We start from the raw sequence: 14694 nt of genomic DNA, 5'->3' as shown, positions 1-14694 counted from the left end.
TAACGACTTATTCACCCGTTTCGGTGCGGAACTGTAGATACGCCAAGCGCTGGTACAACTGGTTTTCCTGCATTAGATGCTGATGCGTACCCACCGCCAGCAACCTGCCCTGATCCAGAACCGCGATGCGGTCAGCATCTCTAACGGTGGCTAGTCTATGGGCAATGACTAAGGTGGTTCTGCCAGAGGTAAGCGCGGGCATTGCTTGTTGAATCAGGCTTTCACTTTCTGCATCCAATGCGCTGGTGGCTTCGTCTAACAAAAGTATGGGCGCGTCAGTGAGAAGCGCGCGAGCTATGGCCAGTCGTTGTTTTTGACCACCTGAGAGTCCCAGCCCCGCATCGCCAAGCTGAGTGAGATAGCCTTCTGGCAGCTTCTCTATAAATTCATGGGCATGAGCGATACGAGCGGCATGTTCAACATCGGCCTGACTGGCATCCGGGCGCGCATAACGGATGTTGTCTGCAACGGTGCCATGGAACAGAGCGGGGTTTTGGGGCACCAGTGAAAAGCAACTGCGTAGCGCCTCCAGAGAAACCGTGGAGCTGTCCGTGCCGTCGATGTGGATTGTGCCGCTGTTGGGCTGATAGAAATGTAAAAGCAGATCGAATAGCGTGGATTTACCGGCACCTGAGGGGCCAACCAAAGCAAGGGTTTCTCCGGAGCGGACATCTAAGCAAATATCGGTGAGCGCAGGGTGCTCGCGACGGCCAGGATAACTGAAAGTCAGGTTTTTAATGGCAATAGCACCAGTGACGGGCTTTGGAAACTCGTTTGTTAGGCTTGCAGGACGGTCAAACTCGGGTTCCGTTTGTAGCAACTCGAAAAGCCGCGCGGCGGAACCGGCCGCTCTTTGCAGTTCGCCTATAACTTCGCTGATAGCGCCGGCTGCAACGCCCACCAAAAGGCTGTAAAACACGAAGGCTGCGAGTTCCCCAGCAGTAATGTGGCCGTGAATAACATCAAGACCGCCAATCCAGATCACAACCCCAACAGCTCCCATCACCAGAGAAATGGCTATGGTCGTCAGCCAGGCGCGCTGCTGTATGCGAGCGCGAGCAATATCGAAGGCGCGTTCAGAAACATCTGCAAAAAAACGCCGATCATGGGGCTGATGGTTAAAGGCCTGCACAGTTTTGATTTGTGTGAGGTTTTCGCCTACGTAGCTACCCACATCCGCCACCCGGTCTTGGCTCAGCCGTGAAAGTTGCCGAACTCGCCGACCGAAAAATAAGATCGGCACGATAACCAGAGGAAAACCCAAAAGAATGATGCCAGCCAGTTTGGCATTAGTGATAAACAGTAAGAGCAGTCCGCCCACCAGCATGAGTACATTGCGCAGCGCGATAGAAACGGTTGAGCCTATGACCGATTGCAGCACCGTGGTGTCGGCAGTAAACCGGGACTGGATTTCTAGCGCGCGGTTCTGCTCGAAAAAACCGGGATGCAGGTCGATCAGGTGGTTGAACACTTGCTTACGGATATCCGCCACCACCCTTTCACCGATCCAGGACACTAAATAAAAGCGTGCGAAAGAGCCAAATGCCAGCCCCAGCACCAAAATAAAAAACAACCCCATGGCGCTTGCTAGATTACCGGGAGATGCAGTGGCCAAGCCCTGATCTACCAAGATTCGCAAACCCTGCCCAAGCCCAAGCGTGATACCGGCAGTGATAATAAGCGCGACCAGAGCGCCTGCAACCGCCTTGCGATAAGGGCTTATAAAGCCTATGACGAGCTTGAGAGCTTGCCGATGATGGGTTTTGATAGTGTGCCTCCTGAGGATTGGCTGCTGTAAACTTGGCCAGCTATACGGTTAAGCTTGAAGTAAGGACTTATCATACAGCCTGCCCACATGCTCGATAGCTCCGTATTACCTGATAGCTCTTTACCTGATAACGCTTTAACTGATAACCCCGTCATAAAAAAGGATTCCCGTGCGAGCCTACGCCGACAGTGATTACCCGCAAGACCACAAACCGGATTGGAAGGTCATCGCTGGGCTTTGGCCCTATCTCGCTGAATTTCGTGGCCGAGTGGCTCTATCTATAGCTTTTCTGATACTCGCAAAGCTGGCAACCGTTGCAACTCCGGTGGCACTGAAATACATAGTCGACTATCTCGATCAGGGCCGAGAAGGCGAACTGCTGCTGTGGATCCCCGTGGTGCTGGTGGTCGCCTATGGCATGTTACGGTTTGGCAGCACGTTATTCGGTGAACTGCGTGACGCCGTGTTTGCACGGGTCGCAGAGCGTGCCATGCGGCGGGTGTCGCTAAGGGTGTTCCGTCATCTGCACGACCGAGAATTGGCGTTCCATCTTGATCGCAAAACCGGAGGGCTAGCCAGAGACATAGAGCGGGGCACTACCGGGATCAGCTTCCTGCTACGTTTTACCCTATTCAACATAGTACCTACCCTGCTGGAAATCCTAATGGTGACAGGCATTTTGTTTGTGGCGTTCAACGCCAGCTATGTAATCGCCATCCTCATCGCCGTGGTGGTGTATGTGGTTTTCTCTATCAAGGTGACCGAGTGGCGCACTAAGTTCGTTCGTGAGGCCAATGCCCGGGATAACCAGTCCAATTCCCGCGCCATCGACAGTTTGCTCAATTATGAAACCGTGAAGTACTTCAATAACGAAACATTTGAAGCTGAACTTTACGACGAGAACCTAGAAAACTGGGAGAAGGCGCGGCTGAAAAATCGACTGTCTCTGGCTGCGCTTAACTCCGGACAGGCGCTGATCATTGGTTTGGCCATGATTACCATGATGGTAATGGCCGTCAGGGAAGTGGCTAGTGGTGCCATAACTCTGGGTGACTTCACCATGATCAACGCTTACTTGCTTCAACTGTTTATTCCGTTGAATGCTCTGGGTTTTGTGTACCGGGAAATTCGCCAGTCGTTGGTGAATGTGGAGCGTCTGTTTGGTTTGCTCGGTGAAGCGCCGGCCATTGAAGACGCCCCCGGTGCTCCCGCGCTCACTGTGAATAAAGGCGAGATAGGTTTTCATCACGTGCATTTTGCCTATCGTGAAGATCGGCCAATTCTCCAAAATGTGGACTTCACGATTCCCGCAGGGCACACAGTTGCCGTTGTAGGTGCCAGCGGTGCCGGAAAATCCACCCTCGCCCGCTTGCTGTTCCGCTTTTTTGATGTGGATAAAGGCAGCATTAGCATTGATGGCCAGACTATTCGCGAGATTAGTCAGGACAGCCTGCGCTCTGCCATCGGTGTGGTTCCGCAGGATACCGTACTGTTCAACGACACTTTGTACAGTAACATCGCATACGGTAAACCAGAGGCCACCGAAGCGGAGGTCCATCACGCCGCGAAACAGGCGCGCTTGGATGATTTCATCCGCAGCCTGCCGGACGGCTACGATACCAAAGTGGGCGAACGTGGTTTGAAACTCTCCGGTGGTGAGAAGCAGCGCGTTGCTATTGCCCGGGTACTTTTGAAAAACCCACCGCTGCTGATTCTGGACGAAGCCACCTCGTCGTTGGATTCCATTTCCGAGCAGGCAATTCTGGAAGCCCTGAACGAAGTCAGCAGGCAGCGCACAACACTGGTTATCGCCCACCGCTTATCCACAGTACGTGATGCCGACACGATTCTTGTAATGGATCAGGGCCGGATTGTGGAAAGCGGTGGCCACAGTGAGTTACTGGCACAGAATGGCTATTACGCCAGATTGTGGCTGCAGCAACAGCATAGTGAGGATGATAGTCCCGTGGGAGACTGATTTTCCTTGGGATCAGATTTGTGCAAGCCAGCCACCGGAAGCGAGTTACGGAAAACGCCCGTAAATACCCCTGTCGGGGTCCGGCCAGCAATCACAGATTGCTGTCGTTCAGCTGCGCATGAAGCTCTGCTTCATAAACGCTTGCTTCACCCATGTAGGGCTCCGTCGCGCCATCCTTGGCGCTCCAGGTTTTCGTAACTCGCTTCCGGTGGCTCGCCCGAACAAATGTCTGACATCATGGTTTTTCGAAACAAGAAATCATCGAGTCAAAACCGAAGCCAACCCCGAAGCCCGAACCACCCGCTGTTCGACACTTTCTGAGAACACGCTGGCATCACCGGTTATCAGGCTGAACCAATTTCTTGCACGGGTGATGCCGGTATACACCAACTCCCGTGTGAGCACGGGGCTTAGGCGGTCGGGAAGTATCAGGCAGGTGTGATTGAATTCCGAACCCTGGGATTTATGCACCGTCATGGCGTACACGGTTTCCAGTTGCTGCAGCCTGCTGGGTGATATCCAGCGGATATCGCCGCTGCCATCGCTGCTTGGAAAGGCCACGCGTAATACCGGCTGAGGTTGTGCGTTATTGTTCTGATCGTTGGTGCCCCAAGGCAGGCTGAAGGTAATGCCCACATCACCGTTCATCAAACCCAGATTGTAATCGTTGCCGGTAATCAGCACCGGGCGTCCGGCGTACCAGCCTTCGGCGCGGGGAATGAGTCTTTGTTTGAGCAGGTGGTGAGCGATGAGTTCGTTGAGCCCTTCCACACCCCAAGGCCCGCGGCGTAGGGCGCAGAGCACCTGAAAGTCGCTGAAGGCTTCCAGTACGGATCGTGCTAGCTCGTCCCATTGCTCTGTTGTGCTGTTGGCGTTCAGGGTGTGACTCTGCATCAGCGATAGGTAGTGCCGGTAGCCTACAGGTGGTGGCAGAGGTTGGTTGTTGCCATGGAATCGCTCTTCTCCGTTATTGTAGAAAGCTTCCGGGCTACCACTGACCGCATGGCGGCAGATCAACGCCTGAGTGTCGTCCAGTGAGGGTTTGCTGGTTCGGCCATTCAACCACACCACATCCTCAAAACCGGCGCTGCGGGCTCGCTGAAGCATGTTGTCGTTCAGGGTGTTGGTGTTGACCGCCTCGGCCAACTGACGAATGCCACTGCCTTCGGCAAAGCGGTAGCTCTTGCGTAGCATGGCGACCGCCTGATCCAGTGGCTGGCCTTCGGAGTCCTGCAGGTTTGTCGGGATGTCGGTGCCGGTGATGGCTTTCAGCCACTGAGCAGTGTCCGGTAGATAGTGCCCGTCTGGTGCACGTTGGCACAGTTCACCCAGCACAGCGCCGGCGTCTACCGAAGCCAGCTGGTCTTTATCGCCCAGAAGAATCAGTTGGGCGTTTGCGGGCAGGGCGTCAAATACCGACGCCATCATGTCGAGATCCACCATGGACGCTTCGTCGATTACCAGAATATCCACCAGCAGCGGGTTGTCGCGATTATGGCGGAATTTGCGGGTGTCCGGGCGACTGCCCAGCAATCTGTGGAGTGTGGTTACTTTGGTGGGAATGTCAGCCAGAGATACCTGCCCCGGTAGCTGCGTCAGAGGCAGACGGCTGGCAGCGCCGCCGATGGACTCGTTGAGCCGGGCAGCGGCTTTGCCGGTGGGTGCAGCCAGACGAATACGGTATTTGCGCCCATCGCGCTCTGCAGATTCACCCGCGACGGACTGCAGGGCGGCCAGTAAATTCACCACAGTGGTGGTTTTGCCAGTGCCCGGGCCTCCGGTTATAACGGCGAAACGGTTTCGGGCGGCCAGAGCACAGGCGAGCTTTTGATAGTCCACCGTAGGGCCCGTGGAACTCTGCGGTTTGAACAGTACGTCCAGAGCATGGCTGAGTGTTTTCGCAGCGGCTGAGGACGGGTCGGACAGGGTGGATGGCTGTGCCAGTCGCTGCAGAATGCCGGCGGCAATTTGTTGCTCGTAACGCCAGAATCGGCGTAGGTAGAGGCGAGTACCACTCAATACCATAGGTGTAGTATGTGAGCCATCACTTACCGCCAAAGTCGCTCGCATAGAGTGCAAGCATTGTTCCGAGGATACGAGAGCCAGTACTTCTTCGGGGCCATTGAGGTTGCTGTCGGCGTTTTCTTGCTCCTCTGATGGCAGGGAGAGAGTGTTGTTAGCATCAGCGATCAGGTCAGCCAGATCCACACACACGTGGCCCCGGCCAACCTGATGAGATGTCAGTGCAGCAAGCAGCAAAACCAGCGGTTGCGGTGCTTCGCCCTGCTCTTCCGACAGATCCTGAATCAGTCGTGCAAACCGCACGTCTAGCGGGCGAATCCAACCGGCTTGCTGCCAGCTATCCAGAAGTTCCAGAACTTTTTCGGTCTGATCCAAGGTCAAACTAGAGTCTCGGCTTGGAGAAGCTGAAGGTGTTTTATCCACATCAATAGTTTCTTCCAGATCAAAGGAAAACTGGCTCTCGGTATTTCGCGTTTTGCTCATGCCGCCACCTCCCCGGGGACTGCTTTGCCGTCGAACATGGCATCCAATTGTTCGATCAATACTCTGGGTGGCTTGTCGGTAAACGCCCCTGCCCCCGGCGCGTTCACGCCGCGCAAAAACAAATACACCGCACCGCCTATGTGCTGGTCGTAGTCATAGTCTGGCAGGCGGGCTTTCAACAAACGGTGCAGGGCCAGTAGATAGAGGATGTACTGCAGGTCGTAGCGCTTCTCCAGAATCGCCTCTCCCATGGCCTGATCTGTGTAGGCGCTGTCGTTATCGCCAAGGTAATTGGATTTGTAATCCAGCACGTAATATTGCCCGTTATGTTCAAACACCAGATCGATAAAGCCTTTTAGCATGCCGTTGAAGCGCCCGGCATCCACCTGCGGCCGGTCCGCTGCGTTTAGGGTGTGTTGAGTCACCAGTTTGTCCATGGCTCGGGTGCTTACGTTACGGCTCTCAAACCAGAACTCCAGTTCCGGCCGCAGAGTGCTCAGGTTCGCCAGACTGACGCTTTCACCGCCGTTACGGTTCAACGGCAATGGCTGGCGGATGAGAGCGAGTATCCAGTGTTCAAGCGTATCTACCCAATCACTCCAGCCCCGTGTGCTGCAACGGCGAATAAGCTGCTCACGCAGGTGTTCAGGGTTATCCACAAGGTGTTGTAGCCCTTGCTGTACGCACCACTCCAGCAGATCGTGCAGAAAGGTGCCCGGGCCTGCGCCTTTCGGGAAGTTGTGCAGGCTATGGCTGAGCGGAATGCTTGCTTCTTCGTCTTCTGGGTTGTGGGCGCCCTCTTCCAGCAGGTTCTGGGTTTCGGCGTCTTCCACCTCCCCGGCGAAGGCTATGCCGGTTCCGGAAAGCCCGGTGTATTCCAGTGAGGAGTAGCTGGCAATCCACCAGTCTTCTCGGGCTTCGCGGGTTGAGCTCAGCGCTGGGCCGAGTGCTGCGGGCGCCGCTGCGGTGTAGTGCAGTTCTGTCGCTTCCGGCAATGGCTCCGTGCACAGCTCAGTGTGGCCATTAACAAGTTGCGTTAGCGTCTCACTCAATGGTTGTTGCGCAGCAGGTTCGCCACCCAGCAAATACCCCAGGCCACTGAGGTGCCAGTTTTCAATCTCGGCAACGCCTATCCAGGTGGCGAAGCGGGCGCGGGTCAGGGCCACGTAGAGTTTGCGAATGTCCTCGCCCAGCCGCTCCTGATCTGCCCGGGTAACGTCTTCCGGTGTTGGATCAAACACGGTGATCAGCTTTGCGTTGTCATCGTGATAACGCACGAATGATTGTTTTTCGCTTTGAGCACGGAATGCGGTGCCGAAGGGCAGGAACACCAACGGGTATTCCAGGCCTTTGGATTTGTGCACGGTAATCACTTTCACCAGACCGGCATCGCTTTCCAGACGCAGGGTGCGATGCTCGTCTTCTTCGTCTGCCGCTCGCAGAATCTGGGTGTAGTGGTGCACCAGAGCGTGCTCGCCGTCCAGTTGCAGGCTGTCCTGTTGCAAGAGTTCGGCAATGTGCAGAATGTCGGTCAGCCGGCGTTCGCCTTCCGGGCGTTGCAGCAAGCGCCCGGGCACTTCAAAGTCCATCAGGAAGCTGCGCAGCATGGGCAGTACGCCTTGGCTCTGCCATTGCCTCTGATAACCCATAAAGCGATCAATCTCCCGCTCCAGCGCCATCTCGTCGGTCAGCAGTTGGTCAAGATAGCGCCACGGCAAACCCAGCGTGGGCGTGGCTAGAGCCGCGCGGGCGTAGGCCAGTTGCCGTGGCTCGGCAAAGGCTTTGAGCCAGCACAGCACTTCTTTGGCCTCTTGCGAGGTAAGCACCGAATCCCGGTCAGACAGGTACACACTTTTAATGCGCCTTTGGCCCAGCGCATCCCGTACCGCAGCCGCTTCGTTGCGGTTATTCACCAGAATGGCGATGTCTTTGGGCTCAACCGGCTCCAGATCGTTTTTGTTCTCTTCCAGAGCAAAACCAGCCAGTCCCTGCTGGCCAAGCGTTAGCAAGCGAGCGATTTCACTGGCGCAGGTTTCAGCGACATCCGTTGTAGCGGTGCCTTTAGCGAGGCTTTTGCGATTGCCGTTCTTGTCTTCCTGAACACTTTCCATTGACCATAGGGTGAGGCTGGGCTGTACCTCGCCATTCACCGACCAGAGGCGCTTGGTGCCGTTGGCGTCTACGCCCTGAAATGGCAAGGGTGAGGTGTCGCCCTTCCCGAACAGGAAGGCACCTTTTGGGCTGTTGAGGTCGCCATGTTCAAACACCCGGTTGACGGCTTTCACCATAGGCTTGGATGAGCGGAAGTTGCGACCCAATGTCCAGGTGCGATCGCGAGCACCGGTGCGGGCGTCCAGATAGGTGTAGATGTCGGCGCCGCGGAAGCCGTAAATGGCTTGTTTCGGGTCGCCGATCATCAGTAGACAGGTATCCGGACGATTCTCTGCAACCCGGTAAATGCGGTTGAAGATGCGGTATTGCACCGGATCTGTGTCCTGGAATTCGTCGATCAGCGCCACCGGGAATTGGCGACGAATGGTGGCTGCCAGTTGATCACCACGGGGGCCATGCAGGGCATCGTCCAGCCGCGTGAGCAGGTCGTCAAAACCCATTTCCGAGCGTTTTTGTTTTTCCGATTCCAGCCGTGCTGCAATCCAGCAACTGGCGTGCCGGAGAATGTCGGCCTCGGCGCTGGGCAGGCTCTGGCTGAATGTGATCAGCTCTGCAATGGCATCAAAGGCTGGGTGATGGGGTGCATCGCCCTCGCCTTTGAGTTTTGTTGGTAGTATGTCCGGGGTCTGGTTCTGGAAGCCGGCTTTGTCCAGACCCTCGGGGTAAAGCTCATCGGAAGCGGCCCAATCCAGCAGTTTGTCCCAAGCGGCAATCATCGGCTTCATGCTGCCACCGTGTAGGCGTTTGCTCTTGTTGAGCGCTATCAGCATGTCGGTGACTTCAGGCTTCCAGTCTGCCCAGGGGTAGGCTTTCAGGGCCTGCGCCTGCTCCATGCGCTTTTGCACAGTAGCTTCGATGGCCTGCTTTACATCGTCGGTAGCGACTTCAAAGGAGTCGGCGTCGCCAAGGAGGTTTTTTACAGAGGCGCGCAGGTTGTCCGGGGTTTTCCAGTGGCTCAGCACTTCGTCCATCAGTACCGGCGACAGCGGGTAGATGAAGGTGCGCCAGTAGTCCCGCGCCACTTCATCGAGCAATTCACTCTGATCGGTTTCCAGTGACAGGCGAAACAGGCTGCCACTGTCGAACGCATGCTCCGTGAGCATCCGGTTACACCAGGCGTGAATGGTGGACACCGCGGCTTCGTCCATCCATTCGGCGGCCAGCAGAAGCTTTTTGCGGCAGTCCGGCCAGGTAGCCGGGTCTGGGTAGCTGTCTTCCCTGAGCTGATGGATCAGTGCGGTTTCCGGTGTGGGCTGAATGCTCTCCCCGTTGCTGGAAAACACTTCGGCCGCTTGCGTGAGCCGGGTGCGGATACGATCACGCAGTTCCTTGGTGGCGGCGTCGGTGAAGGTGACCACTAGCAGGTTAGGCGGCAGCATGCCGGCGGCCAGAGGGCTGCCCTCGGGTTGTCCGTGGCCAAGCACAAAACGCACGTAGAGGATAGCGATGGTGAAGGTTTTCCCGGTGCCAGCACTGGCTTCTATCAGGCTACTGCCGCTCAGGGGCAGCGCTAGCGGATCAAGGTTCGGTTTTCTTGTCTCGGTGATGGCTGTCATAGCTTGCCCTCAATCTGACCGGCGGCGGATTTATCCTGTTCAGCTTCCCAAAGAGGCACATAAAGCGCGTGCAGCAAGGCCTCAAATTCGCCGCTTTCCATCAGGGCTTCGGGACTTTCAAAGGCGCCGCGCAGATAGCCTGTATCCCGATCCAGAGCCGTGGTGTAGGCCTGCTGGGCATCGCTGATGGCGCGGTCGTGATCACCGAGGAACTTTTTGCTCTGGTAGAAGCTGTAAATCCAGGCAAAGCCGGCCTCGCAATGCAGTGGTAACGCGCGGGTGCTGGCTTCTATCCAATGGGTCAGTATGGCGTCCAGATGCTTGGTAGCGGTTTCTCTTGGTAATGGTGCAAAGCGGACTTTCCGGCCTTCTTCCTTGCCCAGAATCAGGGTTTCAAACGGTTGTGCGATGAGTTGCCCCGCCAGATGAATTACCCAGTCCCGCATCAGGTTGGCGTAGCGGAGCTTTTTGCTGCTACCGCTGCCGGTGAGCAGGCTTGAACCGGCAATCACCAGACGGCAGGTTTTGCCTTCGTGGTTGCGGCGCAGGTTGTTAATTAAATCCAGCACTTCTACGGAGCCAGTGCTGTTGGCCAGCCTGTGCTCAAACGGTAGTGGCTCATTGATCGCTTCGGGCCATTCTGCCAAGGCGCTTTGATAGCGCTGAAACAGATCGGGCAAGCGGCCGGAGAGATCGCTGCGCAACCGGTGCTCGGTGACGCCCATACCCAAGTCGCCACGTCTCGCCATGCGATCCAACGTGTTTTCCAGACGCTCGTGCAGGTCCTCTTCGTTACCGGCTTTCAGCAGGCCCTGCTCAATCAGTTCGGTATCTAGACGCCATCGATCAAGACCGTTCAGATCAAAGTTTTCGTTATCCGTGTCATCGTCTTCCACATCCTCGAAGCGCACCTGCAAACGGCGCTGGTAGAAGGTATCCACAGGCTTTTTCAGGAAGCCGGCCAGATCGTTGAGGGTGATGGGTTCCTCAGGCTGTTGATATGGCAGAGCGGTTTGCGGCTCGCGCTGCACTTCAGTCTGGTCACCATGGGCACCGCGCCATTCGTTTTCGTAGGTGAAAAGGCTGCGGGCAGCCAGCACCTCGGCGAGGGGCTTTGGCTGATTGCACTCGCCTTCGCCAAGACCGTTAGCTTTGGGGAAATAATCCCGGCTGAAGGGTTGCAGCGGGTGGCAGGTGGTCAGTGCTTTGGTTACGTCAATGTCCGGCTCGCCTGGCACCTGCCATAGGCTATTCAGGTGATCCTGCAGCTGGCCCACAAGCACAGACGGCGGGCGTTCCGAATCGTCCTTGATGCTGCGCCCTACCCAGCTGATGTAAAGCTGTTCGCGAGCGGAGAGCATGGCTTCCAGAAACAGGTAACGGTCGTCTTCCCTACGGGAGCGGTCGCCCGGGCGGTAATCCTGAGCCATCAGATCAAAATCTACAGGCGGCCGTGAGCGAGGATAGTCGCCGTCGTTCATACCCATAAGGCACACCTTGCGGAAGGGGATCGCTCGCATGGGCATGAGTGTGGCGAAGTTTACCTTGCCGGCCAGGAAGCGCTGGTTCAGTCCGCCTTCATCCAGGCCTTCCAGTAACACGTCCTTCACGATATTCAACGGAAGCGACTGTTGATCCAGCCCGGCGGCCATCGTGTCTTCCAGCCACTGCTCCAGTTGCCGGCGAAAGCGGTTCAGCAGCAACAGGTCATGCCCTTCCACCTTGTGGAAAAACTGCTCCAGCATGGCCGAGAAGAGCTCTTCCCACTCTTGGGGTGTGCGGCTTGCCTGCAGCTCTTGCCATAAGTTTTCCAGGCGGTACACAAACTCGCCAAGACGCCCGGCCAGGCTGGCTTGCAGCCCGCCGATTTCGCCGTAGGGCTGAACACCGGCCCAGGGCTCATCGTCGCCCATGCCGTATCCTAAAAGCATGGAGCGCAGGCCAGCCTGCCAGGTGTTGCGATCCAGACCGGCAGGCAACTCCAGGCTCTCCCGGTGAGCGCCGTGCAGACCCCAGCGGATGTTAGCGCCTTCTACCCAGCGCCGGGCTAAGGGAATTTCCTCTTCTGCAATCTCAAAGCGGTCGCGAATTCCCGGCACTTCCAGCAAGCTGACGATCTCACTCACCCCGAAACGGCTGCGGGGCAACGACATGAGCGTTTCCAGGGCAATCAGTACCGGCTCGTGGTGGCGCTGGCCTTGATCGGAAATGGTGAACGGAATGTGGCGCTTGAGGCCTGACGTGTAGCGACCAAACACCGCCTGAATATGAGGTGCGTAGACGTTGATATCCGGCACCATCACCATCACATCCCGGGGCCGCAGCGTGGTATCTGCATTGAAGGCAGCCAGCAGCTGATCGTGCAGAATCTCCACTTCCCGTTGCGGGCTGTGGGCATCGTGGAAAGCTATGGAATGGTCATGGGCCAGATCGAGTTCACGCTGTTCCTCCCGGATTTCCTGAAGGGGCGTCAGGTTGTAAATGTCATTCTGAAGCTGATGCAGCAGGCAAGGAGCGAGATCTGATCCGTGGTCGAAGAAGATGTCGATCTTCTGATCTGGCACCTGGAAACTGGCGCGATACTCATCCGGATTGTCGAATTCATCCAGCAAGCGAATATAATCCCGGCCCTGCTTGCCCCAAGCCGCCAGCAAAGGATTGGCGTGCTGGTGCAGTTGGTCGGCATCCTCAATCTTTGAAAGTGTCTGGTGGACTTTGCCCCGCTTGCGCTCGGCCTTCAGTAGCTCACGGTCACTGACGATATCTGCCCAGTAAAACTGCGACGGGTTATGAACGCACAGCACCACTTGGCTGAAACGGCTAAGAACGTAGAGGGCTTCCAAAGCCTGACGTGGCAGTGACGATACCCCGAACACCACAATGCGTTTGGGCAAACGGCTTGGGTGAGCAGGCGCAGCGATACGCTGGCCCTCGGCCATAAACCGGGTGTGAATCTGCGAACGGCTGGTGTGGGCTTCAGCGCCTGTATCTTCCACCAGCTTGCGCCAGAGCATTGGCTGCCAAAGGGTATCTTCCTCAACCGGCTTTTCTTCGCTGCGGGACGTGATCACCACATCCCGGCCCTGCTCCCAGGCGGCCAGCCAATCGGCGCGGAACACCTGATACTGGTCGAACAGATCTGCTACTTTTTCGGCCAACTGGAAGGCCCGCAAATCCGAGTCGCTGCCTTCCAGAAAGCGCGCCAGCGGATTGAATACCTCGTCGGTATGAACCAGTTCCGGTAGCAGGCGATAAAGCCGCCACACCAGCCGCCGCTTATCAAACGGGGATTGCTCCGGTACCTCGCCATCCGGCAGCACCGCCCGGTAGGCCTGCCAGATAAATCGCGCCGGGAACAGGAAATCCATACCCGCAGCTATGCCCAGACCACCTTCGCTGCCATCTTCCGAACGCTTCTCCGCCAGCGCCAGCTTCAGCCACTGGGCAATACCATTACTCTGCACCAGAAAGGTTTCACTCTGCAGCGGCGGTAGAGGGTTCTGCTGGCAGATAAACACCACAGCCCGGCGCAGGTCTTCCAGATGATTGGCGTGAACGGCGTGAAAACCGGGGGTGATGGTAGCGTGTTCGGGCATGGTTTTCCCTGTTTGATATCTTAGACTGATCCAATGCTACAGGTTACCGCATGTGGTTGGAGAAACGGATAGCCCGAACCGGTAGTGTTCCAATCAGGGATTGAAGTGATTGCCGCTTTTCGGTCCCCCATTCAAGCTTCTTTCCGCCCTTGATCTTGAGTTGCGTGTGGTGGAGCGTGGAGCCCCGGATCCGGCGAGCGGCTGGCATGAAGAATGGTGAGTGTGCGTGTCTGACTCAGCCTAGCGCCGCAAAAAACCAAAATGGCCATGTCAGTAAAAGGTCGAAACTGCCACTATCATTGGGATCGCATCGAGCCAAGACACTTCGTAAGTACCGCCCAACAAGTTGGGTTTTCCAGCGAGAGGACAAGCGAACTGCTTGGCGAGGTCGCGGAACAGGTTCCTGCCGTTATCGGTAAGGTGGAAATGTTGTTACCAAACGACTTTTCCCTTGCGTATTGCAGAGTCAATTCTGGAAGGTGTTCAGAGCCAAGCCGGAAAGCTTATTTAAGTCCGCAACGAGGCTCCAACAACTGCTAACCTGGTTTCTTCGTCGTTTGATCTGAATTCGGTCTATATCTGGTCAATTTGCAAGCATTACTATCGGTAAAAAAACAGATGTACTCTACAAGGTTGGAGCGCTTTTAAACATATGCGAGGCTTGAGCCAGCCCAGAATCAAAGTGTTAAATTCGAGCGAAGTTACCGATTCAGGCCGTAGGGAGGTCAGGCTCATAAGGCAAAATATGTTTACGAATTTCGTGATGTAGAGCAAAAAAACAAATGAAATTTATTGCCAGTGATAATTAAATGTTGTGATGGCGCAACTGAATAATTAAAATTAAATTACACGGATGTGAGCAGTCGGTAATGTTTGATTGTTCAAATTAAGACAAGGAGAGTTTTAATGAGATCTCGCCGAACCGACGCAAATACACCTTGTGAACGAATACTGCGATACAACCAGCGTAACGTCAGCGCGTTGTCGTATTACCCCGTTTTGATCTTACATATCCCTCCTGATGAAGCTGCAGTGTCCATATGGCCCTCGGGTGCCTACAGATCACCCTAACTCTATGCCTTAACTGGCCTGCGTGACATCCAACGAGATGCTTACAGG

5 protein-coding genes are annotated in these 14694 nt (G+C 55.9%); 1 reads left to right on the top strand and 4 read right to left on the bottom strand.

Annotation, left to right across the window (positions count from 1 at the left end):
• Nucleotides 1–7: 7 nt before the first annotated feature.
• Nucleotides 8–1732, bottom strand: a complete 1725-nt coding sequence (locus tag KO508_RS02700) for an ABC transporter transmembrane domain-containing protein (RefSeq protein ID WP_436836610.1) — start codon at nucleotides 1730–1732, stop codon at nucleotides 8–10.
• 205 nt (nucleotides 1733–1937) lie between these two features.
• On the opposite strand from KO508_RS02700, the gene KO508_RS02695 reads away from it, so the two are divergent.
• Entirely contained in the window at nucleotides 1938–3746 is a 1809-nt protein-coding gene (locus KO508_RS02695; protein WP_216006787.1) for an ABCB family ABC transporter ATP-binding protein/permease, read from the top strand.
• 258 nt (nucleotides 3747–4004) lie between these two features.
• Here KO508_RS02695 and recD read toward each other — a convergent pair whose 3' ends face one another.
• From recD to recC, 3 genes are read right to left on the bottom strand one after another with little or no spacing between them, the layout of a single operon-like run.
• Complete coding sequence (recD, locus tag KO508_RS02690) at nucleotides 4005–6251, bottom strand: exodeoxyribonuclease V subunit alpha (RefSeq protein ID WP_216006786.1); 2247 nt, start codon at nucleotides 6249–6251, stop codon at nucleotides 4005–4007.
• Entirely contained in the window at nucleotides 6248–9979 is a 3732-nt protein-coding gene (recB, locus tag KO508_RS02685) for an exodeoxyribonuclease V subunit beta (RefSeq protein ID WP_216006785.1), read from the bottom strand. The genes recD and recB overlap by 4 nt, the downstream gene beginning before the upstream one ends.
• Nucleotides 9976–13575, bottom strand: a complete 3600-nt coding sequence (recC, locus tag KO508_RS02680) for an exodeoxyribonuclease V subunit gamma (protein ID WP_216006784.1) — start codon at nucleotides 13573–13575, stop codon at nucleotides 9976–9978. The genes recB and recC overlap by 4 nt, the downstream gene beginning before the upstream one ends.
• Nucleotides 13576–14694: the final 1119 nt, after the last annotated feature.

The organism is Marinobacter salexigens, assembly GCF_018860765.1.
In the GTDB taxonomy this organism is placed as follows: domain Bacteria; phylum Pseudomonadota; class Gammaproteobacteria; order Pseudomonadales; family Oleiphilaceae; genus Marinobacter; species Marinobacter salexigens_A.
The sequence above is the reverse complement of the archived record's forward strand: the minus strand, read 5'-3'. Positions and strand labels throughout refer to the sequence as shown.

Coding starts and splice junctions, on each gene's coding strand:
- recB (WP_216006785.1), bottom strand. CDS start 9,979: ATGACAGCCATCACCGAGACAAGAAAACCGAACCTTGATCCGCTAGCG.
- recC (WP_216006784.1), bottom strand. CDS start 13,575: ATGCCCGAACACGCTACCATCACCCCCGGTTTTCACGCCGTTCACGCC.
- recD (WP_216006786.1), bottom strand. CDS start 6,251: ATGAGCAAAACGCGAAATACCGAGAGCCAGTTTTCCTTTGATCTGGAA.